Origin of the sequence: Streptomyces fodineus (assembly GCF_001735805.1) — a bacterium.
Taxonomy (GTDB): Bacteria; Actinomycetota; Actinomycetes; order Streptomycetales; family Streptomycetaceae; genus Streptomyces; species Streptomyces fodineus.
Genome location: NZ_CP017248.1, coordinates 5,100,375 through 5,127,306, shown reverse-complemented (window position 1 = coordinate 5,127,306; position 26,932 = coordinate 5,100,375). Strand labels below are relative to the sequence as shown.

Here is a 26,932-nt window from a genome sequence, read left to right as displayed (position 1 = left end):
AACACGCCCAAAGGCGTCCGGCCAACCAACGCGCCCGAAATCACGGAGAACCAACGCCCCCAAATCCCCCAGCCAACCGACGCGCCCAAAACCCCGGAGGACCGACGCGCCCGAAACCCCCGGAGGACCAACGCCCCGACCGATACACCCCCATCACAGCCGTACAGCGCACCGGAGTTGTCCACAGGTTCACACGGTCGGCGTCGAGCGGGCGTGCGTTGTCCACAGGTTCCCGCCGGTCACGGCCCGAACGGCTAGGCTCGCGCCCGTACGAGAAGAGCCGTAACCGGGAGACACCCAGATGGCCAAGAAGCGACCCCAGACGAAGGCCGGGCGGCCGCAGCCGAGCGACGGCGCCCGCGTCGCAGACGCTGATGGAAACGTTCCGGTGGTCGGCGCCCGCGAGCCCTGCCCCTGCGGCAGCGGCCGGCGCTACAAGGCATGCCACGGCCGGGCCGCGGCACACGCGGTGACCGAGCTGGTGCACCGCCCGTTCGAGGGGCTGCCCGGCGAGTGCGACTGGGTGGCGCTGCGCGAGCTGGTGCCGGCCGCGACGGTCGAGCTGACCCTCAAGGACGGCCTGCCCGAGGGCGTCCCGTCGGTCACGCTCGCCACGGTGCTGCCGATGGCCTGGCCCGCGCTGCGCCGAGACGACGGCTCGGTCCTGCTCGGCCTGCAGAACGACACGGCGTCCGGTGACCTCAGCCGCGATCTCGCCGACACCCTCCAGCGCGCCCTGACGGCCGAGCCCGGCACCCCCGTGCAGGGCCGCCGCGCCCCGGCCGGTGGTCCTCGGCTGCAGGACGTGCTCGACCTCCAGGCGCCGTTCGAGCCGGTGGTGCAGAGCGGCTTCGAGTTCTGGGTGCCGGACGCGGAGAACGCCACCCCGGAGGTGACCGCCTCCCTGGAGCGGGCCAACGCCGCAGCCATCCCGACGGCGAGACTGACCGGCGTGGACGCGGCGTACTGGTGCGAGACCCCGGAGAAGAACCACCTGCGCTGGGTGATGCCGCATCCGGAGGAGCGGCTTCTGGACGCTCTCGCTCGGCTGCACGCGGCGGGCCGTTCCAACCTGGGCGAGGGCACCCGGCTCGTGGGCTCCTTCCGAGCTCACGGCCTCACCGTGCCGGTCTGGGACCTGCCGAGCGGGGTCACGGCGGAGGACGTGGAGAAGCCGGCCACCGAGTTCGCCGAGCGCCTCGCCACCGCCCTCGCCGTCACCGAGCCGCTGACGCCGGAGGAGCGCCGGGCGCGCGGGGGACTGACCAACCGGCAGGTCACGCTCAGCTGACGCGTCCGAGCGTGGGAGACAACTGAACGGTCGGTAAGGCGGGACCACGGCCCCCGAAACAGGTGACTCCTGTCACAACTCCCCCCGCGGACAGGGAAATCGGTGGCCGAATGACCCGGACGGAATTTGCGAACCGCCGATCTCTTGTTACCGTTCCAATAGCCCGGTTGCTGGTGCATCCCCCGTCGCCAGCAACCGGGTCTTCCCATGTCCACGTACGGCGTACAGCACGCCGCGGATCATCAACTCCCCTTGACGGCCTTGGAGTTGCCGTCGGCGCCCGCCGAGTCGCTGCCCGAGCGCAGCAGCAGCGCGCCGTCGGTCCCCCGCGAGGCGAACTCCGTGACGGCCGTGTAGGCGTCCATGCCGCCCTTGCTGGGCTCACGAGGTGTCTCGCAGGTGGCGGGCTCGTCGTCGGTGCTGGTGGCACAGCGCATCTGCACGCTGCGTCCGCCCGGCCCCATCAGGCTCAGCACGGAGTCCAGCGAATCGCCGGTGGCGTTGCGGTAGTAGGTGCGGGCCCAGGTTTCCGCGCCCTGGGTCAGCACACAGGTCTGTGCCTCGATGCCACCCGGTGAGGTGAGCTTCGGGCCGCATCGCGCGGCGGTGGCCAGCCCGAGCCCGAGCAGCCCGGACGACTGGCCGGACGAGACCACCTTGGAGTCCCCGGAACCGGAACCGGCGGCACCCCGGCGAGAGCCGGCGGCGCCCTTGTTCCCGGTGTGCCCGTCGCTTCCCGAGGCGCGCCCCGAGGGCCGTACGGCGTCCCCCGGCATTTCGGCCATCGCGCGCCGGGCCGCCTTGTCCACCTGCCCCGCGGACGCCACGGCCAGCGGGAGTGCGACCGCGGCCGTCACCACGCCGACGAGCGCGAGCAGCCACAGCATGCGGGAACCCGGCCGGCGCGCATCCTCCGACCGCTCATCTGCCGACCACACACCCGCCGACCGCGCATCCGTGGACCGCTCACCCGCCGACCGCGCATCCGTCCGCGGCACCGGAGCCGGCTGATCCGCCGCCGGTCGCGCCGCGTGCCGTGGTGATCGGCGAGCGTGTTCCCCCAAAGGCCTGCCGGCGGACCGACGACCAGGTCCCCCCGGACCGAAAAGACGGCCGTGTCCCCCAGATTTTCGCAGCATGTGCGGAAGATAACGAGCTAGCGGCGCCGACCTGCTCCGCCCGCGCCGATACCCCCTACAACTCGGGTGCGCTCACACCCGTACGAGTGAGGGCGTCGACCACGGCGTCCACGACCGCCTCCACATCGGGCGCCCAGGGCGCGGCCGAGCCCGGCAGCGGGGCGCGCTCCCAGCGGACCTCGCCCCGGCCGGTCTCGGAGGGGGGCAGGGCGAGATAGCCGCCCTCGCCGTGGAAGCGCAGGGAGCCGGGGACGAAGTCCTTGGCGTAGAGCAGTTCGCCCAACTGCTCCATGGAGTACGGCTTGACGAGCAGCGCCCAGCGGGTCGGGGCGGCGATCACCGGACCGAGGCGCATGCCCCGCCGGTCGAGCAGGGCGAGGGCGCGGGAGGCGGCGAGCGCCGGCAGGCTGACCGCGCAGGGCGCCCTGCCCCCGGTGGCCAGGATGATCGGCGCGCTCGGCCGGTTGGTCCACCACCAGCGCACCATGCGCGCGTCGGTCGTGGCCGCGAGCAGGCCGGGGTCGAAGGGGTGCGCACCGGGCACCGTGCACTCGGGGTCGGGGCAGCCGCAGCGGGCCCGGCCCTGCGGGTCCGGGGCCACGCCCGGGAGTACGGGCCACTGCCACTCGGTCGCGAATGTCAGGGCCGCGCCGATCAGCTCAGGCCTCCCGTCGTTCCGCCTGGACAGGAGCCTGCGTCGCCTTCCGAGGATCTCGCGCATGAGCGCTCGTTCCTTTCCGTTGCACCGCTGGCAACACCGTGGTCCACATCACATCATGTGTCGATCACTTCACTGTGCGTACCTGTTGGCGCATCACACCCCTGCGCGTGACAGGGGGAAACCCCAAGGGGTCGAGCATGGGTCGCGTCCGCGTCCATAGTGCGTCTGGCATAAGCACGGCTGCGGCGCGGGGGTGGCGAAGTATGGCGTTTTTGCCGTCGCGCGTGTTTCTCTCCGCCTCCGCCAGGGAGGATGGGGCTCGGCCGTCGGTGGCTATGACGCCCGGGTCCGTCGCCAGGTTCCGGGTGGCCCCCAACCACCCCTGGCCTTCTCCGAGTACGTACCCATCACGACCGCTGTGACGCTCCGTGGAGCAAGGCCAGTCGACCGCAATGGACCGATACCTGGTGCAGTTTTCAGCCAACTTGGCAGTATGGCAAGGGGTTAGGGAAAAACCTCGTCAGACCCATGGACACCAGGAATCCCCGCAGGACAATGCTGGACATCCCCTCACGAGTGCGTGTACATGTGGAGACACTGCAGCGGCGCAGAATGACATGGGGGTTTGCGATGCTTTTCAGCAATACGCACCGGTCTGAAGGCCGGACGCCATGAACGCCCCCCACCCTCCGAAAGTGGCCGGAATCGATCCCACGGTTCCGACGCCCGCACACACTGTCGCGCCCACTCCCCCCGCCGCCGGCGCCGGTCCCTCCCCGGGCAGCCATCCCGTCCCCGCCCCGAACAGCCCCGCGCCCGGCGCCCTCCTCCAGGACCGGCTGGCCGGCTGGGTCTCGGACCTCACGACCCTCCACGAACTCACCGAGCGCCTGTCCCGTACGAACGCGCTCGAATGCGCCCTGCAGGAGCTGCTGCGCGCCGGAGCCGCCCTCGTCGGCGCCCGCCGCGGCCTGGTCGCCCTGGAGCCCGGCGACGGACTCGGCCCCCGCACCACCCTCGGCCTGGGCCTCGGCCGCGCCGACCTCGGCCACATCGAGACGGTCCCGCCCGGCGCGCTGCCGTACGACACCGGTACGGCCGCCGAGATCGTCCACCCCGATCTGCTCGCCGAGGACGGCCTGGACCCCCGGCACCGCGAGGTGGCCGCCCGCCTCGGCTACGCCGCCAGCTACGCCCTGCCCCTCGCCTCCGAGTCCGCCGGCCGGCTCGGCGCCGCCGTCTGGCTCTACGACGAACCGGCCGAACCCGACGAGCGCCGACGCCACCTCGCCGGTCTGTACGTCCGGCACGCCACCGAGCACCTCGCCCGGCTGGTGGAAGTGGAGCGCACGCGCGCGTGCGTGGCGACCATCACCGAGGAACTGCTGCCCACCCGGCTGCCCCGCGTGCCCGGCGTCCAGCTCGCCGCCCGACACCGCACCGGCCCGCGCGGCGGCGGCGACTGGTACGACGCGCTGCCGCTGCCGGACGCCGCGCTCGGCCTCTGCGTCGGCTCGGTCACCGGTTCGGGCCCGAGCGTCGTGGCCGCGATGGGCCGCCTGCGCGCCTCCCTCAGGGCCTACGCCGTGATGGAGGGCGAGGACCCGGTCGCCGTCCTGTCCGATCTGGAGCTGCTGCTGCGGCTGACCGAACCCGCCCGCTCGGCCACCGCCCTGTTCGCGTACTGTGAGCCCGCCCTGCGCAAGGTCACCCTGGCCGGTGCCGGACACAGCCCGCCGCTGCTGATCGGCGAGCGGCGCACCGAGTTCGCCGAGACCTCCGTCTCCGCGCCGCTCGGCATGCTCGCCTGCTGGGAGGCGCCCAGCGTGGAGATCGAGGCCCAGGCCGGGGAGACGGTCCTGCTCTACACCGACGGGCTGCTGCACCGTACCGGCGAGCCCATGGACCGCGCCTTCGCCCGCCTGCACGCGGCCGCCGCGAGCGTCCCGCGCGCGTTGCGCCGCGACCCCGGAGCCATCGCGGACCACGTCCTGCGCACGGTACTGCCGAACGGCCTGGACGCGGCCGACAGCGAGGAGGACGTGGTGCTGCTGGCGGCCCGCTTCGACTGAGCGTCCGGACTGCATGACCGGGCATAACAGGTCATCCGGCCCGGGCCCGCACACGGTACGACCGTACGATGATGGAGGCCCCCGCGCGGTCACAGCCGCGAGCGCCGGGCCACCGGGGGAGATCACACGCCGTACCGAGGAGGATCACGTGGCCGACGAACTCAACCCGGCTGTGCCCGATGAAGCTGCTACCGCAGCGGGCCCGGAGACTGAGTCCGAGGAGCCCATCAAGCAGCGGAAGAACGGCCTGTACCCGGGCGTGTCCGACGAGCTGGCCGAGAACATGCAGTCCGGCTGGGCCGACACCGAGCTGCACGACCTGCAGCCGGTCCCGCAGGCCGCCGAGACCGCGCGCCGCCGCGCCGCGCTCTCCGCCCGCTTCCCGGGCGAGCGCCTGGTGATCCCGGCGGGCAACCTGAAGACCCGCTCGAACGACACCGAGTACCCCTTCCGCTCCTCCGTCGAGTACGCGTACCTCACCGGCAACCAGACGGAGGACGGCGTCCTGGTCCTGGAGCCCAAGGACGGCGGCCATGAGGAAACGATCTACCTCCTGCCCCGCTCGAATCGCGAGAACGGCGAGTTCTGGCTCTCCGGCCAGGGCGAGCTGTGGGTCGGCCGCCGCCACTCCCTCGCCGAGTCCGAGGCGCTGTACGGCATCCCGGCCGCCGACGTCCGCGAGCTCGCCGGCAAGCTGCGCGAGGCCACCGGCCCGGTGCGCGTGGTGCGCGGCCACGACGCCGGCATCGAGTCGGCCCTGACCGACAAGGTCACCGCCGAGCGCGACGAGGAGCTGCGCGTCTTCCTCTCCGAGGCCCGGCTGATCAAGGACGACTTCGAGATCGGTGAGCTGCAGAAGGCCGTCGACTCCACGGTGCGCGGTTTCGAGGACGTGGTGAAGGTCCTCGACAAGGCCGAGGCGACGTCCGAGCGCTACATCGAGGGCACGTTCTTCCTCCGCGCGCGGGTGGAGGGCAACGACGTCGGCTACGGCTCCATCTGCGCCGCCGGCCCGCACGCCTGCACCCTGCACTGGGTCCGCAACGACGGCCCGGTCCGCTCGGGCGACCTGCTGCTGCTCGACGCCGGCGTGGAGACCCACACCCTCTACACCGCCGACGTCACGCGCACGCTGCCGGTCAACGGCACGTACACCGAGATCCAGAAGAAGATCTACGACGCGGTGTACGAGGCCCAGGAGGCCGGCATCGCGGCCGTGAAGCCGGGCGCCAAGTACCGCGACTTCCACGACGCCGCCCAGCGGGTGCTCGCCGAGAAGCTCGTCGAGTGGGGCCTGGTCGAGGGCCCGGTCGAGCGCGTCCTGGAGCTGGGCCTGCAGCGCCGCTGGACCCTGCACGGCACGGGCCACATGCTCGGCATGGACGTCCACGACTGCGCCGCCGCGCGGACCGAGACGTACGTGGAGGGTGTCCTGGAGCCGGGGATGGTGCTCACCGTCGAGCCGGGGCTGTACTTCCAGGCCGACGACCTCACGGTGCCGCAGGAGTACCGGGGGATCGGGGTCCGGATCGAGGACGACATCCTGGTGACGCAGGACGGCAACCGAAACCTGAGCGCCGCGCTGCCTCGGCGGTCGGACGAGGTCGAGGCGTGGATGGGTTCGCTGAAGGGCTGACCTCTAGTTCAATGGCCGGGTACCGGGGAGGTGCCCGGCCGTTTCGTCTGCGGGTGGTTCGCGGCTGATCGCGCCCACGCGGCGGAGCCGCACATCGGCACAGCCCCGCGCTCCCTACGGGGCGCTGCACTCACGGGGGTGGAAACGTGGACGACTTCTGGTCCGGGGTCGGTGTGGACCTGCATCTGGAGCCGGACTCGGCGGACGGGCGCCGTATCGGGCTGGAGCGGGCCCTGCGGGACGCCGTGCGGGACGGGCGGCTGGCACCCGGGACCCGGCTGCCGGCCACCCGGCGCCTCGCCGCCGAGCTCGGCATCTCGCGCGGCACCGCCAAGGCCGCCTACGACCAGCTCGTCGCCGAGGGGTATCTGACCGCGCGCCAGGGCTCGGGCACCCGGGTCGCCGAGCTGCCGAGCGTGGAGTGGGCGGAACCCGGCACGGCGACACGCGCGTGTGCCCCGCGTTTCGATCTGCGGCCCGGCAGCCCGGACGTCGGTGCGTTCCCGGCGGCGGCCTGGCTGCGCGCGCTGCGCCGGGCCATAGTGACGGCACCCTCGCTGGCGTACGACTACGGCGACCCGCGCGGCCGGATCGAGCTGCGTACGGCGCTGTCCGGTTATCTGGGCCGGGCGCGCGGGGTGCTCGCGCCGCCGGAGCGGATCGTCATCACGTCCGGGTACGTCCAGGGGCTCGCGCTCCTCACGCGCGTGCTGGACGGCGCCACCGTCGCCATGGAGGATCCCGGGCTGCCGTTCCACCGGGACGTGGTGCGGCGCAATGGCGGAACGGTCCTGCCGGTGCCGGTCGACGCGCGCGGTCTGCGCGTGGAGCACCTGGGCGAGGCCGCCGCCGTGGTGGTCACCCCGGCCCACCAGTACCCGACCGGTGTGACCCTGCACCCGGAGCGGCGGCGGGCGCTCGGCGACTGGGCACGCGCGCGTGGCGGGCTGATCGTCGAGGACGACTACGACGGGGAGTTCCGCTACGACCGCCAGCCGGTCGGCGCGTTGCAGGGCATGGCACCGGGCCAGGTGGTCTACCTCGGGACCGCGTCGAAGACCCTCGGCCCCGCACTCCGCCTCGGCTGGATGGTCCTGCCTGCGCACCTGGTCGACCCGGTCGCCGACGCCAAGCTGCACAGCGACCACCACACCGAGACCATCGGCCAGCTGGCGCTGGCGGAGCTGATCGACAGCCACGCCTACGACCGGCACGTACGCGCGTGCCGGCTGCGTTACCGGCGCCGCCGGGACCTGCTGCTGGAGCGGCTGGGGGCGGGCCGGAGCGTGCACGGCATCGCCGCGGGGCTGCACGCGCTGGTCGACGTGCCCGACGAGGCGGAGGTGCTGGCCCGTGCCCAGGCGGAGGGCCTCGCCGTCGGTGCCCTCGGCACCCACTGGCACACGCCCGGCCCCGGCCGTCCCCAGGGGCTGGTCGTCGGCTACGGCACGCCCCGCGAGCGGGGGTATCCACAGGCGCTGGAGGTGCTGGCGAAGGTCCTGGGGTGACCTGGGACCTCGCTCTCACAAGGCCGGATCGTCGTCGTGCAGGATCCGCTGGAAGAGCCGGCAGTCCCGCCACTCCCCGTCGATGTGCAGGTACTTCGGGGCCATGCCGATCGGTTCGAAGCCGCATTTCGCCAGCACTCGCTGGGAGCCGGTGTTCGCGAGCAGGGTGGAGGCCTCGATCCGGTGCAGCCCTACCGTGTCCCGCGCGATCCGGCAGACCCGTCGTACGGCGGCGGTGGCCAGGCCGCGCTGCTGCTGTCCCTCGGCCACCCAGTAGCCGAGGGAGGAACTGCAGAAGGGCCCTCGGGTGATCCCGGTCAGGGTGATGTTCCCGATGATCCGCCCGTCCGCCGCCTGGAACACGAAGGGCACGGCACCGCCCTCGGAGAACAGCCGCAGCAGCCCGTCGATCCGCTCGCGCTGCCCCGCCTCGGTGAAGAAGGACTCCGGCCGGCGCGGCTCCCAGGGCCGCAGGTGCTCGCGGTTGTCCGTGTACGCCGCGCACAGCGCGCCGGCGTCGTCCCGCTCCAGCAGCCGAAGTGTCACCCCGGCCCCTATGTCTCCGCTCTCGATCCGCATGCCGTCACTATGCCGTCAGCAGTGACGGTTCCTTCTTCCATTTGAGGATCTTGTCGAAACTGACCACCGTGCCGGCCCGGCCGGGCTTGGCACCGATGTGGACGTGATCGGCGAGCTCCTGGATGAGACAGAGCCCGCGGCCGTGCTCGGCGTCCGCGCGGGCGGGTCTGGTCTCCTGTGCGCGCAGGAGACCTGGTCCGGAATCGGCCACTTCGATACGGCACTTCTCGCCGTCGAGGTACGCGGTCACCCGGTACGCCTCCGAGGAACCGCCGTGGGTGCGCCCGCCGTGCTCGACGGCGTTCGCGCAGGCCTCGGTGAGGGCGACGGACAGGTCGTAGGAGATCTCGGGGTCGACGCCCGCCGTCTCCATGGTGCCGATCAGCAGCCGCCGGGCGAGCGGCACGCTCGCGGCCTCGCGGCGCAGATGGAGTGACCACCAGATGCTCATGCTCCAGCCTCCTGGCCGCGGCTCGACATACCGTTACGTATTGCCGCCCGTAGGTAGCCGTAAGCACTCCGTTGACGTGACACCGCCCATACGGCCGATGCGCCCAGGGAGGAATCGGTGTATGAGGGACGATCCCTCGCCCCGGCCGTAGAACACACCGCACTCCTGCCGTAGGACGCCCCCACGGACTTCGCCGCAGGACATTCCCACGCTTTCCGCTGGATAAGACCCCGATGTCCCTGTCGTACGACACCCGCGTGCCCCTGCCGCCCACCGCCCCCTACCGCCCCGCCTGTCACATCCCCATAGCCCTGCCGTACGACGCGCCCCGCGCCCCCTGCCACAGGACGACCGCCGGCCCGTCCGAAGCCCGCCGCCACAGCCCCGCCGGAGTGCGCCCCCGCGCCCCCTGCCGTATGCCCCCGATAAGCGCAATGGGATGATGTGGCCGCCATGACTGCCCCCCACCCGCGCACGGCGTGTCCCGGAGCCGGGCTCCGGATTCTGCGGGCCGCGGTGTTCGCCGCGGTCTGCGTCGCGCTGGCCGCGTGCGGGCATGCCCTCGCCTCCTGTGCGGGCGTGCCGCTGTGGACGCTGGGCGCGGGTTTCCTCGGCTGTCTGCTGCTCGTGGTGCCGCTCGCCGGGCGGGCCCGCTCGCTGCCGGGCATCGCCGCGCTCCTCGCGCTCGGCCAGACCGCCCTGCACACACTGTTCGGGCTCGGCCAGCACGGGGCCGCCATGACGTCCGGCGGCATGGTCTCCGGCATGACGGCGGCGCCGGGGGCGCGGGGCTCCTCGGTCGGCGACGCCGCGCTGGTCGAGCAGGCCGCGCGGCTCCTGTGCGGGGCGAGCCCGACGGCCCTCACCCCGGGGCACGCCTTCCACCTCCTGCTCGCCGCCCACCTCATCGACCGCTCGGGCCGGACCTCGGCCGTCATGGGCGGCATGCGGCACACCTACGGCGCCACCGGCTCCTCGGCCGCGCTGCTGCCCTCACTGCCGATGCTGCTCGGCCACGTCCTCGCGGCCGTCGCCGCCGGCTGGCTGCTGCGCCGCGGCGACCTCGCGCTGCTGCGGCTGATCGAGCTGTCGGCGCACGGCGTCGCGGAAGGGGCACTCGTACGGTCCCTGCGTGCGGCGCTCGCGCTGGCGCACGCCCTGTGCGCCGGGCTGCTGCCCGCCGCCGAGCCCGGCCCGCGCGGCCCTCGTACGGCCGGGGACGAGGCACCCGCCCCGCACACCACCGCACTCCAGCACACGGTGATCCGGCGCGGCCCGCCCGCAGCCGGCTACCTCCTCGCCGCCTGACGCGACGCGCGCACCACTCCACGGTTCACGGAGAGGCCGCCGTCGCGTGGCACGCGCGCGTGCGCACACCCGCCGAGTGGTGCCTTCACGCGCACGCGTACCTCTCTTCGCCACCGGAACTCTCAGAGTGGAGTGCTCCCTGCCATGCAGGCTTCCCGTATCGCCTCTCGTCGCGCCGTCACCCGCCTCGCCGCCGCCGGCGCCGTCGCGGGCACGGCCGTACTGGCCCTGTCCGTCCCCGCCTTCGCGCACGTCGGCGTGCAGCCGGAGGGCACCGCGGCCAAGGGCGGCTTCGCCGTCGTCGACTTCAAGGTCCCCAACGAGCGCGACACCGCCTCGACCACCAAGGTGGAGGTCGGCTTCCCGGCCGACCACCCGCTCGCCTCGGTCATGCCCCAGTCCGTCCCCGGCTGGAACGTGCAGGTCACCAAGTCCAAGCTGGACAAGCCGCTGACCATGCACGGCGAGAAGATCGACGAGGCCGTCACCAAGGTCACCTGGACCGCCGCCGACGGCAAGGGCATCCAGCCCGGCTACTTCCAGAAGTTCCCGCTCTCCCTCGGCGCCCTCCCCGAGAACACCGACCAGCTGGTGTTCAAGGCGCTCCAGACGTACTCCGACAAGGAGGTCGTGCGCTGGATCGAGGTGCCGCAGGCCGGCCAGGCCGAGCCGGAGAACCCGGCGCCGGTGCTCCAGCTGTCCGCCGCCACCGACGACCACCACGGCACCGCGGGCGCCAAGGACGCCTCCGACAGGACCGAGAACGCGGCCGCCACGGACTCCGGCTCCCATGACACCGACACCACCGCGCGCGTGCTCGGCGTGATCGGCATAGCCGTCGGCATCGCGGGCGTCGCCTACGGCGTCCTCGCCGGCCGCCGCCGGACCGCCTAAGCCGTTCCGGACCGCGCACCGGGGTCGTGCGGCGCGTGCGACGCTGTCGTGGCTTGTCGTCAGCCGTCGTACGACCCCGGTGCGCACCGGAGTACTCACATCTGGGACATTTTTCTATGCGCAAGAAGACCTTCGCCGCGGCCGCGCTGCTCGCCGCCGCCACTCTGACCCTGTCCGCCTGCGGCAGCGGGAACGACGGCAAGTCGCCGGTCGCCGTGGTCTCGGAGGAGTCCGACCCGGGCAAGGCCGCCACCGTCCTCGACCAGCCCTTCGAGAAGCCGGACCTCGTCCTCACCGACACACACGGCAAGAAGTACGACCTCCGCAAGGAGACCCAGGGCCATCCGACCCTCCTCTACTTCGGCTACACCCACTGCCCCGACATCTGCCCGACGACGATGAGCAACATCGCCGTCGCCAAGAAGGCGCTGCCCAGGGCCGAGCAGAACGACCTCCGGGTGGTGTTCGTCACCACCGACCCCGGCCGCGACACCCCGGCCGGGCTGGGCACATGGCTCAAGGGCATCGACCCCCAGTTCATCGGCCTGACCGGGGACTTCGCCACCATCCAGGCCGGCGCCCGCTCCGTCGGCATCTCCGTGGAGCCGACGGCCAAGGACAAGAACGGCAAGCTCGTCTCCGTCCACGGCACCCAGGTCATCGTCTTCTCCCCGAAGACGAACGGCGGTTACGTCCTCTACGGCGAGAACGCCACGGTCGACGACTACACCAAGGACCTGCCCAAGCTCGTCAAGGGGGCGAACCCGTGAGGCGCCGCTCCACCGTGCTGACCACGGCCGCCGCGCTCGCCGGTGCGCTGGCCCTCGCGGGCTGCGGCTCCGGCTCGGACGCCGGCTCCTCGAAGGCCGAGCTGTCCGTGAGCGCGCCGTACATGCCCCAGCCGGTCTCCGCCGACATGGCCGCCGGGTTCCTGACGATCACCAACAAGGGGGGCGCGCAGGACGAGCTGACCTCGGTCACCAGCGACGTCGCCGGCCAGGTCACCATGCACAGCACCATGGGCGGCGCCATGCAGGAGAAGTCCTCCTTCGCCATACCGGCGCACGGTCAACTCGTGTTCAAAAGCGGTGGCAACCATCTGATGTTCGAGAAGCTGAAGCGCAAGCCGGACCAGGGCCAGAAGGTCACCCTGAAACTCACCTTCGCCCGGTCCGGGCCGCTCACCGTCGAGATGCCGGTGAAGTCCGCCACGTACAACCCGTCGACCGGACACTGAGGGAGGGACCATCTTGACGCGGACCATCACCCCCCGCCTGCGCACCCTGGTGCTGCTGCTCCTCGCCGTCACCGGCGCGCTGCTCGCGGGCGCCGGTCCGGCCTCCGCGCATGCCGCGCTGACCGGCAGCGACCCCGCACAGGGGGTGGTGGTCGACAAGGCACCCACCCAGGTGTCGCTCACCTTCTCCGAGAAGGTGGCGATGAACGACGACTCGCTGCAGGTCCTCGACCCCAAGGGCAGGAAGGTCGAGGTGGGCGCGCCCACCGACGTGAGCGGCACCACCTACGCCGTGAGGCTCAGGAGCGGCCTGGGCAAGGGCACCTACACGGTCACCTACCAGGTCGTCTCGGCCGACAGCCACCCCGTCTCCGGCGCCTACACCTTCTCCATCGGGGCGCCCTCGCAGACCGTCGTCTCCGGCACCGGGCCGGTCGCGGGCGGCGGAGCAGTGGGCGGGCTCTACGCGTTCGGGCGGTACGCGTCGTACGCCGGCTTCATCGTGCTGGCGGGCGGCGCGGCCTTCGTGCTCGCCTGCTGGCAGCGCGGCGCGGGCGTACGGGCCCTGCAACGGCTGGTCGTCGGCGGCTGGCTCACACTCACCGCGGCGACCCTGTGGCTGCTGCTCCTGCGCGGCTCGTACACCGGCTCCGGGAAGATCGCCGACATCTTCGACCTCGGTCTGCTGGGCCAGGTGCTGCAGACCAAGACCGGCGCGGCCCTGGTCTCCCGGCTGCTGCTGCTCGCCGCCGCCGCGCTGTTCATCGCCGTCCTCTTCGGCGCGTATACCAAGCGTGAGGAGGGCCAGGACAAGCGCGACCTGACCTTCGGGCTCGCCATCGGCGGGGTGGTCGTCGCGGCCGGGCTCGCGAGCAGCTGGGCGATGGCCGAGCATGCCTCGGTCGGGCTCCAGCCGGGCATCGCCATGCCCGTCGACGTCGTCCACCTGCTCGCCGTCGCCGCCTGGCTGGGCGGGCTCACCGCCCTGTTGGTCGCCCTGTACCGGGCGCCCGCCGAGACACCGGTGGAGGCCGCCGCGGTCCGCCGCTTCTCCCGGGTGGCCTTCGGATCCGTCCTCGCGCTCGTCGCGACCGGCATCTACCAGTCCTGGCGTCAGCTGGGCTCCTGGTCGGCGTTCACCGACACCCGGTACGGACAGCTGCTGCTGGTCAAGCTCGGGCTGGTCGCGCTGCTGGTCGGTATCGCGTCGGTGTCCCGGCGGTGGACCGGGCGGCTCGGCGACAGCGCCGAGCCGGTCGCCGTCGCCGAGGAGGCCGAGAGCGCGGTCACGTTGGCCGTCGCCGGGAAGGCCGGGCAGAAGCGGGCCGCGTCCGGTACGGCCAAGAAGGCCGGCGGCAAGGACAACAGCGCCGGTGACGCCGAGCGCACCGCCCAGCTCGCCCGGCAGCGGGCCGCCATGGACGCCGCCCGGCAGAAGCGGCTGCGGGACGGTGACACGAACCGCTTCGGGCTGCGCCGCTCGGTGCTGGCCGAGGCGGGCGTCGCGGTCGTGCTGCTCGCCGTCACCACCTGGCTGACCCAGACCGAACCGGGCCGCACCGAGCTGGACGCGAGGGCCGCCACCTCGTCCTCCGCCGGCTCGGCCACGGCGCCCTCGAACGGCGCGGTGACCCTGGACATGCCCTTCGACACCGGCGGCACCGACGGCAAGGGCGTCGTCAGCGTGGCCCTCGACCCCGCGCGCGTGGGTGGCAACGAGATGCACGTGTACGTCCAGCGACCCAACGGCCGGGCCTTCGACATTCCCGAGGTGAAGGTCGCCTTCACCCTCGAGGCGAAGAAGATCGGCCCGCTTCCCGTGACCCCCGACCACATCACGACCGGCCACTGGTCGGCGCGCGGAGTGCAGATCCCCATGGCCGGCGACTGGAAGATCGCCGTCACCGTGCGGACCTCCGACATCGACCAGGTGACCGTCTCCAAGAACGCGCAGATCGGCTGAACGACACCATGCCCGACCAGTCCATCCCGCAGGCCCGTACCTCCGCCGAGGTTCCGGGGGAGCCCGAATCCGCGCCCGGCTCCGGCATCTCCCGGCGCGCGTTGCTCGGCACCGCGGGCGCCACCGGGCTCGTGCTCGGCGCGGCCGGCGGTGCCGCGGGCTATGCCGCCGCGCCCGCCCCGGCCACCCCGCTGACCTCGCTGGGCTCCACGAGGGCGATGTTTCACGGGAAACATCAGCCCGGCATCACCGAGGGGTTCCAGGCACGCGGCCATCTCGTCGCCTTCGATCTGACGGCGGGCGCGGGCCGCAAGGAGGCGGCGGCCCTGCTGCGCCGCTGGTCGTCGACGGCCGAGCGGCTGATGGCGGGCGAGGCCGCGCCGCACGACGACACCGATGTGGCCCGGGACGCCGGGCCCTCCTCGCTGACGATCACCTTCGGCTTCGGGTACGGCTTCTTCGGCAAGACCGGTCTGGACAAGCAGCGGCCGAGCGCCCTGGACCCGCTGCCGGACTTCTCCTCCGACCACCTCGACAAGTCGCGCAGCGACGGCGACCTGTGGGTGCAGATCGGCGCGGACGACGCCCTGGTCGCCTTCCACGCCCTGCGCGCGATCCAGAAGGACGCGGGCGGCGCCGCCCGGCTGCGCTGGCAGATGAACGGCTTCAACCGCACCCCGGGAGCCACCGCACACCCCATGACGGCCCGCAATCTCATGGGCCAACTGGACGGCACCCGCAATCCCAAGCCGGCCGACTCCGACTTCGACCGGCGGATCTTCGTGCCGGCCTCGGGCGAGCCCGCCTGGATGGCGAACGGCTCCTACGCCGTCGTACGCCGCATCCGCATGCTCCTGGACGACTGGGAGAAGCTGTCGGTGACGGCCCAGGAGGCGGTGATCGGGCGCCGCAAGTCCAACGGAGCGCCACTGTCCGGGGGCGACGAGACGACCCCGATGGACCTGGAGAAGACCGACGCCAAGGGCGAGTACGTCGTCCCGCTCAACGCGCACGCCCGGATCACCCGGCCCGACAAGAACGGCGGCGCGGCCATGCTGCGGCGCCCCTTCTCCTATCACGACGGCTTCGACGCCAACGGCACGCCCGACGCCGGTCTGCTCTTCGTCTGCTGGCAGGCGGACCCGCTGCGCGGCTTCGTACCGGTGCAGCGCAAGCTCGACCGCGGCGACGCGCTGTCGCAGTTCATCCGGCACGAGGCGAGCGGACTGTTCGCGGTGCCGGGCGGGGCGGCACAGGGCGAGTACGTGGGGCAGCGTCTGCTGGAGGGGTAGCCCGGAGCTCCGGGCCCGGCGCCTGACGGGGTTACGGGCTTTTCGTGATGTTCCCGTTCAAACCACCCGGTCGAGTGCTGTTCGTGAGACGCCTGCTCCATGGCCCCGCGCGGCCATTAGGGTGAGGACATGCCAGCGAGCTATGCGTATCTCGGCCCCGAGGGCACCTTCACCGAAGTCGCCCTGCGCACGCTCCCGGAAACGGCCACCCGGGAGCTCGTCCCGTATGTGTCGGTGCAGTCGGCGCTGGACGCCGTACGGGCCGGCGAGGCCGAGGCGGCGTTCGTGCCGATCGAGAACTCCGTCGAGGGCGGCATCACCACCACCCTGGACGAGCTGGTCGCGGGCGAACCGCTGATGATCTACCGCGAGGTGCTGCTGTCGATCACCTTCGCGCTGCTGGTCCGGCCGGGCACCAAGCTCACGGACATCAAGACGGTCTCCGCCCACCCGGCGGCCCAGCCACAGGTGCGCAACTGGCTGCGCAAACACCTCCCGGACGCGCACTGGGAGTCGGCCGCCTCCAACGCGGACGCCGCCCGCCTGGTCCAGGAGGGCCGCTACGACGCCGCCTTCGCGGGCGAGTTCGCCGCCGCCCGGTACGGCCTTCAGGCCCTGGAGACCGGGATCCACGACGCGGAGAACGCGCAGACCCGGTTCGTGCTGGTCGGCCGTCCGGCCCGGCCCGCCGCGCCGACCGGCGCCGACAAGACCTCGGTGGTGCTGTGGCAGCGCGACGACCACCCCGGTGCGCTGCGCGACCTGCTCGGCGAGTTCGCCTCGCGCGGCATCAACCTCATGCTGCTGCAGTCCCGGCCGACCGGCGCCGGCATCGGCAACTACTGCTTCTGCATCGACGCCGAGGGCCATATCTCCGACCGGCGGATGGCGGAGACGCTGATGGGGCTGAAGCGGATCTGCCTCCAGGTGCGTTTCCTCGGCTCCTATCCCCGCGCGGACATCACGTCGGCCGAGGTCCGGCCGACGCTGCCGGGGACGTCGGACGAGGAGTTCATGGCGGCGGCGGACTGGGTGGCGCGCTGCCAGGACGGCCGGTTCTAGCCAGTCGTACCTGCATATCATCGTTACCCACAGAAGTTATCCACAGGTGCGCTTCTCGACCTGGGGACAAGTCGACAAGCACAGGGGACTCGGTCGACAAATCGCTCTTCGGTTCACCGATGGGACCACCTGCGCCTGGGCCACCCTTCGTCCACCCGTCTCCTTCGGTTCATCTTTCGGGGCGACCGTTTTCCACCCGAAAGTGGGTGTCGACGCGCTGTGACCGGGGAATTCTTCACCCCGCTCGGCAGTTCCGGATTGATCAATTCCGAAGTCCACAGTCCATCCACACAGCCTGTGGATAACTCTTGGGCGGGTGTGGATTTCTGTGGACAGCGGGGCTGCGAAGTCCCGTTCTCCACAAGGAAATCCGGTCAACCCGGCGCCCGGACCTGCCCCGTCCCAGGGAGTGAGACACTTTCCCTTGACGCGTTCTGACACGTTTCGCAATTTACGCATAACTGAACGTAAGCGGGCGAACAGCGTCGAATCCGAACTCCCCGGAATAGGGATTCGTGAGCGGCAAGCCCGCACCGGTAGCCTTGGCCTCGTGATTGACCTTCGCCTGCTTCGTGAGGACCCCGACCGTGTGCGCGCGTCCCAGCGCGCCCGTGGAGAGGATGTCGCGCTCGTCGACTCCCTCCTGTCTGCCGACGAGCGGCGCAGGTCCTCCGGCGTCCGCTTCGACGAGCTGCGCGCCGAGCAGAAGCAGCTCGGCAAGCTGATCCCCAAGGCCACCGGCGACGAGAAGGCCGAGCTGCTCAAGCGGGCCGGCCAGCTCGCCGCCGACGTCAAGGCCGCCGACGCCGAGCGCGACGCGGCCGACGCCGAGACCCAGGAGCTGCTGCTCCAGCTCGGCAACCTCGTTCACCCCGACGTGCCCGTCGGCGGCGAGGAGGACTTCGTCACCCTGGAGACCCACGGCACGATCCGTGACTTCGGTGCCGAGGGCTTCGAGCCCAAGGACCACCTGGAGCTCGGCCAGCTGCTCGGCGCCATCGACGTCGAGCGCGGCGCCAAGGTCTCCGGCTCCCGCTTCTACTTCCTCACCGGCGTCGGCGCCCTGCTGGAGCTGGCCCTGGTGAACGCGGCGCTGGCCCAGGCCACGGCCGCGGGCTTCACCCCCATGCTCACCCCGGCGCTGGTCCGCCCCCAGTCCATGGCGGGCACCGGCTTCCTCGGCCAGGCGGCCCAGGACGTCTATCACCTGGACAAGGACGACCTGTACCTGGTCGGCACGTCCGAGGTCCCGCTGGCGGCGTACCACATGGACGAGATCCTCGACGCCGACAAGCTGCCGCTGCGCTACGCGGGCTTCTCCCCCTGCTTCCGCCGCGAGGCCGGCTCACACGGCAAGGACACGCGGGGCATCTTCCGGGTGCACCAGTTCGACAAGGTCGAGATGTTCTCCTACGTCGCCCCCGAGGACTCCCAGGCCGAGCACCAGCGCCTGCTGGAGTGGGAGAAGCAGTGGCTGACCTCGCTGGAGCTGCCGTTCCGCGTCATCGACGTCGCCTCCGCCGACCTCGGCGCCTCGGCCGCCCGCAAGTTCGACTGTGAGGCGTGGATCCCGACCCAGGGCAAGTACCGCGAGCTGACCTCGACCTCGGACTGCACCGAGTTCCAGTCCCGCCGCCTGTCGATCCGCGTCCGCGACGGCAAGCAGGTCAAGCCGCTCGCCACCCTCAACGGCACGCTGTGCGCCGTACCGCGCACGATCGTGGCGATCCTGGAGAACCACCAGCAGGCCGACGGCTCCGTCCGGGTCCCCGAGGTGCTGCGCCCGTACCTGGGCGGCCGGGAGGTCCTGGAGCCGGCCGCCAAGTGACCGGTTTCCCCTACCGGCTGATCGCCACCGACCTCGACGGCACGCTCCTGCGCTCCGACGAGTCGGTCTCGCAGCGCACCCGAGACGCGCTCGCCGCGGCCACCGCGGCGGGCGCGGCCCATATCGTCGTCACCGGCCGCGCGGTCCCGTGGACCCGGCACATCCTGGACGACCTCGGGTACGACGGGCTCGCCGTCTGCGGCCAGGGCGCACAGGTCTACGACGCCGGGACGCACCGCCTGCTGACCTCGGTCACCCTGGACCGGCAGCTGGCGGGCGTGGCGCTGGCCAAGATCGAGACCGAGGTGGGCCCGCTGTACCTGGCGGCCAGCCGGGACGGTCTCGACGGCGAGGTGCTGGTGGGCCCGGGGTACGCGGTCACGGGCGCCCTGCCCGCCACTCCCTTCACGGACGCGTCCGACCTCTGGACGGCTCCGCTCAACAAGATCTACATACAGCACCCGACGCTGAGCGACGACGACCTGGCCGACGCGGCCCGGCAGGCGGCCGGCGGCTTCGTCACGGTGGCCATGGCGGGCGAGGGCATCGTGGAGCTGTTGCCGTTCGGCCTGTCCAAGGCGACGGGTCTGTCGCTGGCGGCCCGCCGCCTGGGCCTGAAGTCCACGGACACCCTCGCCTTCGGTGACATGCCCAACGACATCCCGATGTTCGCCTGGGCCTCCCACGGCGTGGCCATGTCCAACGCCCATGAGGAGCTCCGCGCGGTGGCCGACGAGGTGACCTCCTCCAACGAGGAGGACGGGATCGCGGTGGTGCTGGAGAGGTTGCTGCCGTAGTTCCCCGCACCCCTTGGGGCGCTCGTAGCTGCGGGCAGCCGTGCCGCCGGGGCGGCCCGGGTGGGCGCTGGGGGTACCCCCTCCGGGCGAGGCACCTCGCCGAGTTGCGCGACTCACCCGGGCCGCCCCAGGGCAGGGTGCCCCCTCACAAGAGAGGGCCACGGGGAAGGCGGCCCACGCAAGCGCAGCGCTCACGTGCTCGAAGCGGCCGCCCCGGGCAGCTCCTGGAGCTCCACGGTGGGGTAACTACACCGGAGCCGGCCTCGGGCTGCCCTGTCGGGAGCTGGACGTACTGCCGTGCATCGACATCGCCCACCTCCACTCCCAGAACGCGGCGCCGGGACACTCCCGGCGGATCGGGCACAACCACTCTGCCCCGCCGCCGAGTTGGCCGCCACCGAATTAACCGGTGACCGGCAGGCCGTCCTACCGGAGGCGCCATCTGCGGCGCCGGGCCTTGCTGAAGAACCAGCCCGCCGGCGGCTCGTCGGAGCGCCACGGCTGTGGCTCCGGTTCCTCGGCCCGCCACCGGGCGGCGAGCATCCGGGCTCTCGCGGACGGCTCCGAGGTCTCGGCGGCATGTACGAAGGAGTCGTCCAGGACCAGCTCGTCCCAGGCGTCGTCTTCGGCCCGCCCACGCCCGTCGGTCTGCGGCGTCTCCTCTGCCATCACCGGCCTCCTAGCCGTACATCCGATTTGCCCAGTGTGCCGGGACCGAGGTGAAGTCCCCGTCAGAGCCGCCGCAGGCCTGCACAGCCCGACGCAGCCCTACTCCTCGCCCGCCAGCTTCAGCGTCCGCAGCTTCTGCCCGGCGAACCAGGTGGCCAGCACGGTGACCGCCACCAGCAGCACGGTGGCCGTCGGCAACCCCACCTGCGAGGTCACCAGGTCCCCGCCGGCGACCTTGTGGGCGACGGCCAGCGACCACTGCTGGACGCTGAGCGTGCGCGCGCCGGGCACCAGCGAGCCGAACAGCGCCTCCCAGACCAGCGCGTACACGAGCCCGAAGACCACCGCGTGCCGCGAGACCGTGCCGAGCAGCAGGAACAGCGCCGAGTAGGCGATGGAGGAGACCAGTGCCGCGACCGTGTAGGCGACGGCGATCTGCTGGCCGTTGCCGTTGAGGATCAGCCCCGCGATCAGGGTCGGCACCGCCGAGAAGACCATGGTCACGGCGATGGCGACGATCAGCTTGGTGACGATGATCGTGGGCCGCTTCAGCGGCTTGGACAGCAGGTAGACGACGGAGCCGTCGTCGATCTCCGGGCCGATCGCGCCCGTGCCCGCGATGACGCCGATGATCGGGACCATCGTGGCGATCGCGAAACCGCCGAGGACGTCGGACGCGGTCTGGTCGTCGGCTCCGGTCAGGCCGCGCACGGCGACGGAGAGCACGATCAGCAGCAGCGGCAGCGCGCCGAGGATGAGGGCCCGGCGACGGCCGAGCAGGGCCCGGTAGGTGAGCCGGGCGACGGTGGGGTCGTACATCTTCGGCCTCCTACGCCGCGACCAGATACGAGAAGACGGACTCCAGGGACTCGTCCGACGGCGAGACCGTGAGCAGCCGGATGCCGTGGTCCTTGGCGACCTGCGGCAGCAGCGCGGTGAAGCGGCCGAAGTCGATGGCCTGGATGCGCAACGCACCCTCGCTCAGGTCGACCTCGATGCCGGCGGTCGAGGGGTCGGCGATCAGCGCGGCCGCGAGGGCACGGTCGTCGCTGGAGCGGACCAGGTAGCGGTGCGGGCGGTCGGTCATCAGCCGGCGGATCCTGCGGAAGTCACCGCTGGCCGCGTGCCGCCCCGCGACGACGACCTCGATGTGCCGGGCGAGCTGTTCGACCTCTTCGAGGATGTGCGAGGAGAACAACACGGTGCGGCCCTCGTCGCCCATCTTGCGCAGCAGGTCCATCAGTTGCATGCGCTGGCGCGGGTCCATGCCGTTGAACGGCTCGTCCAGCAGCAGCAGCGACGGGTCGTGCACCAGCGCGCTCGCCATCTTCACGCGCTGCCGCATGCCCTTGGAGTACGTGGAGATCTTCCGGTCCTGCGCGTACTCCATCTCGACCGTGGCCAGCGCCCTTTGGGCCGCCTTGTCCCCGAGTCCGTGCAGCTCGGCGTTGGCGACGACGAACTCCCGGCCGGTGAGGAAGTCGTACATCGCCTCGCGCTCGGGGACGATGCCGATGTGCCGGTAGATCTGCTCGTTGCGCCACACGGGCTGTCCGTCGAGGGTGACGGTGCCGGTGGAGGGGGCGAGGAAGCCGCCCATCATGTTGATCAGGGTGGACTTTCCGGCGCCGTTGGGGCCGAGCAGGCCGGTGACGCCGGGGCCGATGGTCATGGTGATGTCGTTGACGGCGACCACGTTGCCGAACCAGCGGGAGACATGGTCGATGCTGAGCGTGGTCACAGTCCCACCTTCTTGTAGCGGCGCATCAGCAGGCCGTAGCTGCCGGCGATCAGGGCGAGCACGACCAGGACGTAGACCACGCCCTGCCCGGCCGACGGGTCGACCGCTCCGGGGTTGCGGGCGGTCGCGCCCAGGAAGGCCGACTGGACGCCGTCGATGAGCGTGACGGGCGAGAACAGACCGATCCACGGGATGGCGGAGTTGTGGTTCTGCACGTCGGCGATCGCCTGGAGCGTGCTCACCGCGCCGTAGGAGATGATCAGCACGGCGATCACGGCGGCGATACCGAAGCCGCGGCGCGGGGTGACGGCGGCGATGACCAGGCCGATGCCGGCGAACAGCAGGGAGAGCAGGGCCACGGAGACCAGTCCCTCGGCGAATTCCTTCGTCTGGTGGGCGAAGCCCAGCTTGGCCAGAAGCGCGCCCACGTACATCACGAGCAGGGGAGCGGCGGTCAGGATGAAGATCGCCGAGGCGAGCGAGGCGAACTTCGCGCGTACGTAGTCCGCGGTCTCGATGGGCCGCGAGAAGTACAGCGGTACGGTCTTGAAGCGCAGGTCGCGGGAGACGGCCTGGGGTGCCTGCGCGGCGACGTACAGGCTGATCACGGCCTGCATCATGATCGCGTAGCGGGTGTAGGCCACCGGCAGTTCGTGCGCCTTGGTGAAGACCGCGACGGCCACCATGATGGCCGCGGGCACGCACATCACCGCGAACAGCAGCATCGGCAGCACCTTGGACTTGGCCGAGCGGCCGAGGCCGTACGCGCCGCGCAGCGACTGTGCGTACAGCGAGCGGCGGGCGTAGGCGCGGCCCAGGCGGGGGCCGTCGTAGCCGCGGTAGCCGATGTCGTGGATGCGGGTCTGGTCGCCCGGGGGCGAGGTCAGGGGCTGCAAGGGGTGCTCAACCGCCATGGCCGGCGTGCTCCTTCCGCTGCTCGTCGCTGTCGTGTTCGTCGCTGCCGGTGAAGACCTCGGAGATGTGGTGCCGGCGCTGTTCCATGCGCACCAGGCCGAGCCCGAGGTCGGCGACGACGTCCCGGATCAGGTCGTACGTCTCCTCGCCCTGGGCTGTCAGCAGCAGGATGTGTCCCGCGCCGGGCAGGCCCTGACCCTCGTTGTGGGTGTCCACCCCGCGCGCGTGGAGCGCGTCGCGGACCGCGCGGGTGCCGTCGGGGTGGGCGTCGCTGTCGGTGACCTCGATCGCGAGGGTCGCCGTGGCCTGGGTGAAGTCGGTGGTGGAACTGGAGCGCAGGAGCTTGCCGCCGTCGATGACGACGACATGGTCGCAGGTGCGCTCCAGTTCACCGAGGAGGTGGGAGGTGACCAGGACCGAGATGCCGAACTCGGTGTGGATGCGGCGGATCAGGCCGAGCATCTCGTCCCGTCCGACCGGGTCGAGGCCGTTGGTCGGCTCGTCCAGGAACACCAGTTGCGGGTCGTGCACCAGCGCCTGGGCGAGCTTCACCCGCTGCTTCATGCCCGTGGAGTAGCCGCCGATGGGGCGGTAGCGCTCCTCGTACAGGCCGACGTGGCGCAGGGTGTCCGCGGTGCGCTCGCGCGCGGCGGTGGGCGGCAGGCCTGACATGCGCGCCATGTGGACGACGAACTCGGTGGCCGAGACGTCCGGCGGCAGGCAGTCGTGCTCCGGCATGTAGCCGACGCGCTCACGGATGGCGCCGCCCTTGGTGGCGACGTCGAGGCCGAGCACCTCGGCTCGGCCCTCCGTGGCGGGGGACAGCCCCAGCAGAATCTTGATCAGGGTGGACTTGCCGGCGCCGTTGGCTCCGACGAGTCCGGTCACACCGGGCCCGATGTCCACGGACAGCCGGTCGAGCGCGGTCACCCGGGGGAACCGCTTGCTCAGGCTTTCGGTCGCGATCACAGTCACGCCTACGACCGTAGTGATCCCGGCCACGCCGGTCGTCAGACCTCAGAGCCGTCTTCGCGTCAGACCCAGGTATTACGGGACCCTAAGGGTCGCCCCTGTCCAGGGGTTACCCCGGGTTCTCCACAGGCCGCGTCCACCCTATTGACGCCGCCTCTAACAACTGTCACATTCACCAATGTCAAGTTACGGACGCGTACCGCAGTCGACGACGAGTCGGCGGCACGACGGGACGAGGCGGCATGACGACGGCAGTGAGCAGCGAACTCTCCGTGGAACTGCGGGGGTTCAGGCGGGTGCAGCGCCTCGCCTACGAGTGCGCGGAGGCGGTCGCGGCGCGGCTGGAGCCGGGCGTGACCGAGCGCGAGGCGGCGCGGATGCAGCGGGAGTACCTGCGCGAGCGCGGCGTGCGGGACTGGTTCCACCTCCCCTTCGCCTGGTTCGGCGACCGCACCGCGTTCGCCGGCTTCCGCATCCCCCTGCAGTTCTTCCCCACCGACCGCGCCCTGGAGCCCGGGATGCCGTTCATCCTGGACATGGCGCCGGTGTACGAGGGATACACGGCGGACATCGGCTACTCGGGCTCGCTCGGCGTCAACCCGGTGCAGGACCGGCTGATGGCCGACCTGGAGGCACACCGCGAGCTGATCCTGCGTGAGGTGCGCGAGCGCCGCCCGCTGCGCGAGATCTACGAGGACGTGGACCGGCTCATGGTCCGCCAGGGCTATGCCAACCGGCATCGCGCGTATCCCTTCGGGGTGATCGCCCACAAGGTGGACCGCGTGCCGCAGCGCCGCTGGTCTTTCCACCTCTTCGGATTCGGCACACAGTCCCTGAAGGGCCTGGCCGCCGACGCGCTGCACGGCCACCGCGAGGGCTGGTCGCCCCTGTGGTCGCCGTACCGCTTCTCCGACCACCCGCCGAAGCCGGGCCTGTGGGCGGTCGAACCGCACCTCGGCTTCCGGGGTACGGGCGCGAAGTTCGAGGAGATCCTCGTGGTCACCGACTCGAAGGACCCCGGGCAGAGCGCGTTCTGGCTGGACGACGATCTGCCGCACGTGCGGCGCTGGGCGGAGGAGAAGTGACGCTGAAAGGTGCGCGGGAGCGCCGGATCGCGACCGGCGGGGTCGAACTGTGCGTGGCCGAACTGGGCGACCCGGAGCAGCCGACGGTGGTGCTGGTGCATGGCTACCCCGACAGCAAGGAGGTCTGGTCGGAGGTCGCCGTCCGCCTCGCCGACCGCTTCCACGTGGTCCTGTACGACGTCCGGGGCCATGGCCGCTCGACGGCGCCCCGGCCGCTGCGCGGCGGCTTCACCCTGCCCAAGCTCACCGACGACTTCCTGGCCGTGGTGGACGCGGTCAGCCCGGACCGCCCGGTGCACCTGGTCGGGCACGACTGGGGCTCGGTGCAGTCCTGGGAGTTCGTCACGGTCGGCCGCACCGAGGGCCGTATCGCCTCCTTCACCTCGATCTCCGGCCCGTCCCTCGACCACTTCGGGCACTGGATCAACGCGCGCGTGAAGCGCCCGACGCCCCGCCGGGTGGGCCAGCTCCTCGGCCAGGGCGCCAAGTCCTGGTACGTGTACCTGCTGCACACCCCGGTCCTGCCGGAGCTGGCCTGGCGCGGCCCGCTCGGCAAGCGCTGGCCGAAGATCCTCCAGCGGATGGAGAAGGTCCCCGGCGACGACTACCCGACCCCCTCCCTCCCCTCCGACGCGGCGCACGGCGCCTGGCTGTACCGGGACAACGTCCGCGCCCGGCTGCGCAGGCCGCGCCCCGACGCCTACGCGCACGCGCCCGTGCAGCTCATCACACCCCAGGACGACGCGTTCCTCTCCGAGCGGCTCTACGACGACCTGAAGCAGTGGGTGCCCCGGCTGACCCGCCGCACGCTCCCGGCCAAGCACTGGGTCCCGCGCACCCGCCCCGGCCAACTCGCCTCCTGGATCGAGGAATTCATCATGTCCGTGGACGGCGGCCGCCCCGAACCGAAGGCCACCGGACGCTACTCCGACCGGTTCGGCGGGCAGTTGGTGCTGATCACCGGAGCCGGCAGCGGCATCGGCCGGGCCACGGCGTTCGCGTTCGCCGAGGCCGGCGCGCGCGTGGTCGCCGTCGACCGCGACGCCGAGGCGGCAGCCCGCACCGCCGAGCTGTCCCGGCTGATCGGCGCGCCCGAGGCCTGGGCGGAGACGGCCGACGTCGCCGACGAGCAGGCGATGGAGAAGCTCGCCGAGAAGGTGCATCGCGAGTACGGCGTGCTGGACGTGCTGGTCAACAACGCGGGCATCGGTCTGTCGGGCTCCTTCTTCGCCACCACGACCGACGACTGGCGCAAGGTCCTGGACGTGAACCTGTGGGGCGTGATCTACGGCTGCCGGCTCTTCGGCGCGCGGATGGCCGAGCGCGACCAGGGCGGCCACATCGTCAACCTCGCCTCGGCGGCAGCCTTCCAGCCCTCCCGCGCGCTGCCCGCATACAGCACCTCCAAGGCCGCGGTGCTGATGCTCTCCGAGTGCCTGCGCGCCGAACTCGCCGGACAGGGCATCGGGGTGAGCGCCCTATGCCCGGGCATCGTCAACACCAACATCACCTCCACGGCCCGCTTCGCCGGCGTGGACGAGGACGAGGAACGCCGCCGCCAGAAGAACTCGGCCCGCCTGTACGGCCTGCGCAACTACCCCCCGGAGAAGGTCGCCGAGGCGATCCTGGACGCGGTGACCCGCAACCGGGCGGTCGTCCCGGTGACCCCGGAGGCCAGGGGCGCCCATGTGTTGTCCCGGTTCATGCCGGGGGCACTGCGGCGACTCGCGCGGGTGGAACCGAAGTTGTGAGCCGCGCCGTGGGGATCGCGGCCGGGCGCAGGCTGCGGGCCCGTCGTGGCTGGTCGCGCAGTTCCCCGCGCCCCCGGCGGC

The 26,932-nt window shown here is 71.7% G+C and carries 24 protein-coding genes; 15 read left to right on the top strand and 9 right to left on the bottom strand.

Annotation, left to right across the window (positions count from 1 at the left end):
• Positions 1–301 precede the first annotated feature (301 nt).
• Positions 302–1,291, top strand: a complete 990-nt coding sequence (locus BFF78_RS21660) for a DUF5926 family protein (RefSeq protein ID WP_069779910.1) — start codon at positions 302–304, stop codon at positions 1,289–1,291.
• Positions 1,292–1,533: 242 nt separating this feature from the next.
• Here BFF78_RS21660 and BFF78_RS21655 read toward each other — a convergent pair whose 3' ends face one another.
• Positions 1,534–2,178 carry a hypothetical protein gene (locus BFF78_RS21655; protein WP_069779909.1) on the bottom strand — a complete coding sequence of 215 codons (645 nt, stop codon included), beginning with the start codon at positions 2,176–2,178 and terminating at the stop codon, positions 1,534–1,536.
• Between the two features lie 307 nt (positions 2,179–2,485).
• Complete coding sequence (locus BFF78_RS21650) at positions 2,486–3,151, bottom strand: bifunctional DNA primase/polymerase (RefSeq protein WP_069779908.1); 666 nt, start codon at positions 3,149–3,151, stop codon at positions 2,486–2,488.
• 611 nt (positions 3,152–3,762) lie between these two features.
• Here BFF78_RS21650 and BFF78_RS21645 point away from each other — a divergent pair.
• The 3 genes from BFF78_RS21645 (at position 3,763) to pdxR (ending at position 8,307) form a co-directional block, all read left to right on the top strand.
• The gene (locus BFF78_RS21645) at positions 3,763–5,163 is read left to right on the top strand and encodes a PP2C family protein-serine/threonine phosphatase (RefSeq protein ID WP_079161418.1); all 1,401 of its coding nucleotides are present in this window, start codon (positions 3,763–3,765) and stop codon (positions 5,161–5,163) included.
• A gap of 148 nt (positions 5,164–5,311) precedes the next feature.
• Positions 5,312–6,799: an aminopeptidase P family protein gene (locus tag BFF78_RS21640; RefSeq protein WP_069779906.1), complete on the top strand. Its 1,488-nt coding sequence runs from the start codon at positions 5,312–5,314 to the stop codon at positions 6,797–6,799.
• A 146-nt stretch (positions 6,800–6,945) separates the two neighbouring features.
• Positions 6,946–8,307: a MocR-like pyridoxine biosynthesis transcription factor PdxR gene (pdxR, locus tag BFF78_RS21635; protein ID WP_069779905.1), complete on the top strand. Its 1,362-nt coding sequence runs from the start codon at positions 6,946–6,948 to the stop codon at positions 8,305–8,307.
• Positions 8,308–8,322: 15 nt separating this feature from the next.
• Here pdxR and BFF78_RS21630 read toward each other — a convergent pair whose 3' ends face one another.
• Together BFF78_RS21630 and BFF78_RS21625 are read right to left on the bottom strand one after the other, a co-directional pair.
• Positions 8,323–8,886 (bottom strand): GNAT family N-acetyltransferase, encoded by a 564-nt coding sequence (locus BFF78_RS21630; RefSeq protein ID WP_069779904.1) that lies wholly within the window; start codon positions 8,884–8,886, stop codon positions 8,323–8,325.
• A 7-nt stretch (positions 8,887–8,893) separates the two neighbouring features.
• A complete protein-coding gene (locus tag BFF78_RS21625) occupies positions 8,894–9,337 on the bottom strand; it encodes an ATP-binding protein (protein ID WP_069779903.1) in 444 nt (147 codons plus the stop codon).
• 453 nt (positions 9,338–9,790) lie between these two features.
• On the opposite strand from BFF78_RS21625, the gene BFF78_RS21620 reads away from it, so the two are divergent.
• From BFF78_RS21620 to BFF78_RS21580, 9 genes are all read left to right on the top strand, one after another.
• Positions 9,791–10,645, top strand: a complete 855-nt coding sequence (locus tag BFF78_RS21620; protein WP_069779902.1) for a hypothetical protein — start codon at positions 9,791–9,793, stop codon at positions 10,643–10,645.
• Between the two features lie 144 nt (positions 10,646–10,789).
• Positions 10,790–11,539, top strand: coding sequence for a YcnI family copper-binding membrane protein (locus BFF78_RS21615; RefSeq protein ID WP_069779901.1), 750 nt, complete (start codon positions 10,790–10,792; stop codon positions 11,537–11,539).
• A gap of 116 nt (positions 11,540–11,655) precedes the next feature.
• A complete protein-coding gene (locus BFF78_RS21610; protein WP_069779900.1) occupies positions 11,656–12,309 on the top strand; it encodes an SCO family protein in 654 nt (217 codons plus the stop codon).
• Positions 12,306–12,776, top strand: coding sequence for a copper chaperone PCu(A)C (locus tag BFF78_RS21605; protein ID WP_069779899.1), 471 nt, complete (start codon positions 12,306–12,308; stop codon positions 12,774–12,776). Before BFF78_RS21610 ends, BFF78_RS21605 begins: the two co-directional genes overlap by 4 nt.
• Before the next feature lie 13 nt (positions 12,777–12,789).
• Positions 12,790–14,739, top strand: a complete 1,950-nt coding sequence (locus tag BFF78_RS21600) for a copper resistance CopC/CopD family protein (protein WP_069779898.1) — start codon at positions 12,790–12,792, stop codon at positions 14,737–14,739.
• An 8-nt stretch (positions 14,740–14,747) separates the two neighbouring features.
• Complete coding sequence (gene efeB, locus BFF78_RS21595; protein WP_069779897.1) at positions 14,748–16,031, top strand: iron uptake transporter deferrochelatase/peroxidase subunit; 1,284 nt, start codon at positions 14,748–14,750, stop codon at positions 16,029–16,031.
• 129 nt (positions 16,032–16,160) lie between these two features.
• A complete protein-coding gene (gene pheA / locus BFF78_RS21590) occupies positions 16,161–17,093 on the top strand; it encodes a prephenate dehydratase (RefSeq protein ID WP_069779896.1) in 933 nt (310 codons plus the stop codon).
• Between the two features lie 550 nt (positions 17,094–17,643).
• A complete protein-coding gene (serS, locus tag BFF78_RS21585; protein ID WP_069779895.1) occupies positions 17,644–18,921 on the top strand; it encodes a serine--tRNA ligase in 1,278 nt (425 codons plus the stop codon).
• Positions 18,918–19,718: an HAD family hydrolase gene (locus BFF78_RS21580; RefSeq protein ID WP_069779894.1), complete on the top strand. Its 801-nt coding sequence runs from the start codon at positions 18,918–18,920 to the stop codon at positions 19,716–19,718. Before serS ends, BFF78_RS21580 begins: the two co-directional genes overlap by 4 nt.
• A 426-nt stretch (positions 19,719–20,144) precedes the next feature.
• On the opposite strand, the gene BFF78_RS21575 is transcribed toward BFF78_RS21580, so the two are convergent.
• The 5 genes from BFF78_RS21575 to BFF78_RS21555 all read right to left on the bottom strand — a co-directional run bounded on the left by BFF78_RS21575 (position 20,145) and on the right by BFF78_RS21555 (position 24,012).
• Positions 20,145–20,387 carry an SGM_3592 family protein gene (locus BFF78_RS21575; protein WP_069779893.1) on the bottom strand — a complete coding sequence of 81 codons (243 nt, stop codon included), beginning with the start codon at positions 20,385–20,387 and terminating at the stop codon, positions 20,145–20,147.
• A gap of 99 nt (positions 20,388–20,486) precedes the next feature.
• Complete coding sequence (locus tag BFF78_RS21570; RefSeq protein WP_069779892.1) at positions 20,487–21,206, bottom strand: ABC transporter permease; 720 nt, start codon at positions 21,204–21,206, stop codon at positions 20,487–20,489.
• Positions 21,207–21,216: 10 nt separating this feature from the next.
• Positions 21,217–22,128 carry an ABC transporter ATP-binding protein gene (locus BFF78_RS21565; protein ID WP_069779891.1) on the bottom strand — a complete coding sequence of 304 codons (912 nt, stop codon included), beginning with the start codon at positions 22,126–22,128 and terminating at the stop codon, positions 21,217–21,219.
• Entirely contained in the window at positions 22,125–23,042 is a 918-nt protein-coding gene (locus tag BFF78_RS21560) for an ABC transporter permease (RefSeq protein WP_069779890.1), read from the bottom strand. Before BFF78_RS21560 ends, BFF78_RS21565 begins: the two co-directional genes overlap by 4 nt.
• Entirely contained in the window at positions 23,032–24,012 is a 981-nt protein-coding gene (locus tag BFF78_RS21555; RefSeq protein WP_069783716.1) for an ABC transporter ATP-binding protein, read from the bottom strand. The genes BFF78_RS21560 and BFF78_RS21555 overlap by 11 nt, the downstream gene beginning before the upstream one ends.
• Positions 24,013–24,257: 245 nt before the next feature.
• Here BFF78_RS21555 and BFF78_RS21550 point away from each other — a divergent pair, with 245 nt between their 5' ends.
• Both BFF78_RS21550 and BFF78_RS21545 read left to right on the top strand, forming a co-directional pair.
• Positions 24,258–25,100, top strand: coding sequence for a M24 family metallopeptidase (locus tag BFF78_RS21550; protein WP_069779889.1), 843 nt, complete (start codon positions 24,258–24,260; stop codon positions 25,098–25,100).
• The gene (locus BFF78_RS21545; protein ID WP_193433510.1) at positions 25,097–26,851 is read left to right on the top strand and encodes an SDR family oxidoreductase; all 1,755 of its coding nucleotides are present in this window, start codon (positions 25,097–25,099) and stop codon (positions 26,849–26,851) included. Before BFF78_RS21550 ends, BFF78_RS21545 begins: the two co-directional genes overlap by 4 nt.
• The last annotated feature ends 81 nt before the right edge of the window (positions 26,852–26,932 follow it).

Coding starts and splice junctions, on each gene's coding strand:
- BFF78_RS21560 (WP_069779890.1), bottom strand. CDS start 23,042: ATGGCGGTTGAGCACCCCTTGCAGCCCCTGACCTCGCCCCCGGGCGAC.
- pheA (WP_069779896.1), top strand. CDS start 16,161: ATGCCAGCGAGCTATGCGTATCTCGGCCCCGAGGGCACCTTCACCGAA.
- BFF78_RS21620 (WP_069779902.1), top strand. CDS start 9,791: ATGACTGCCCCCCACCCGCGCACGGCGTGTCCCGGAGCCGGGCTCCGG.
- BFF78_RS21575 (WP_069779893.1), bottom strand. CDS start 20,387: ATGGCAGAGGAGACGCCGCAGACCGACGGGCGTGGGCGGGCCGAAGAC.
- BFF78_RS21550 (WP_069779889.1), top strand. CDS start 24,258: ATGACGACGGCAGTGAGCAGCGAACTCTCCGTGGAACTGCGGGGGTTC.
- BFF78_RS21660 (WP_069779910.1), top strand. CDS start 302: ATGGCCAAGAAGCGACCCCAGACGAAGGCCGGGCGGCCGCAGCCGAGC.
- BFF78_RS21610 (WP_069779900.1), top strand. CDS start 11,656: ATGCGCAAGAAGACCTTCGCCGCGGCCGCGCTGCTCGCCGCCGCCACT.
- BFF78_RS21645 (WP_079161418.1), top strand. CDS start 3,763: ATGAACGCCCCCCACCCTCCGAAAGTGGCCGGAATCGATCCCACGGTT.
- BFF78_RS21650 (WP_069779908.1), bottom strand. CDS start 3,151: ATGCGCGAGATCCTCGGAAGGCGACGCAGGCTCCTGTCCAGGCGGAAC.
- BFF78_RS21615 (WP_069779901.1), top strand. CDS start 10,790: ATGCAGGCTTCCCGTATCGCCTCTCGTCGCGCCGTCACCCGCCTCGCC.
- efeB (WP_069779897.1), top strand. CDS start 14,748: ATGCCCGACCAGTCCATCCCGCAGGCCCGTACCTCCGCCGAGGTTCCG.
- BFF78_RS21625 (WP_069779903.1), bottom strand. CDS start 9,337: ATGAGCATCTGGTGGTCACTCCATCTGCGCCGCGAGGCCGCGAGCGTG.
- BFF78_RS21655 (WP_069779909.1), bottom strand. CDS start 2,178: ATGCTGTGGCTGCTCGCGCTCGTCGGCGTGGTGACGGCCGCGGTCGCA.
- BFF78_RS21570 (WP_069779892.1), bottom strand. CDS start 21,206: ATGTACGACCCCACCGTCGCCCGGCTCACCTACCGGGCCCTGCTCGGC.
- BFF78_RS21630 (WP_069779904.1), bottom strand. CDS start 8,886: ATGCGGATCGAGAGCGGAGACATAGGGGCCGGGGTGACACTTCGGCTG.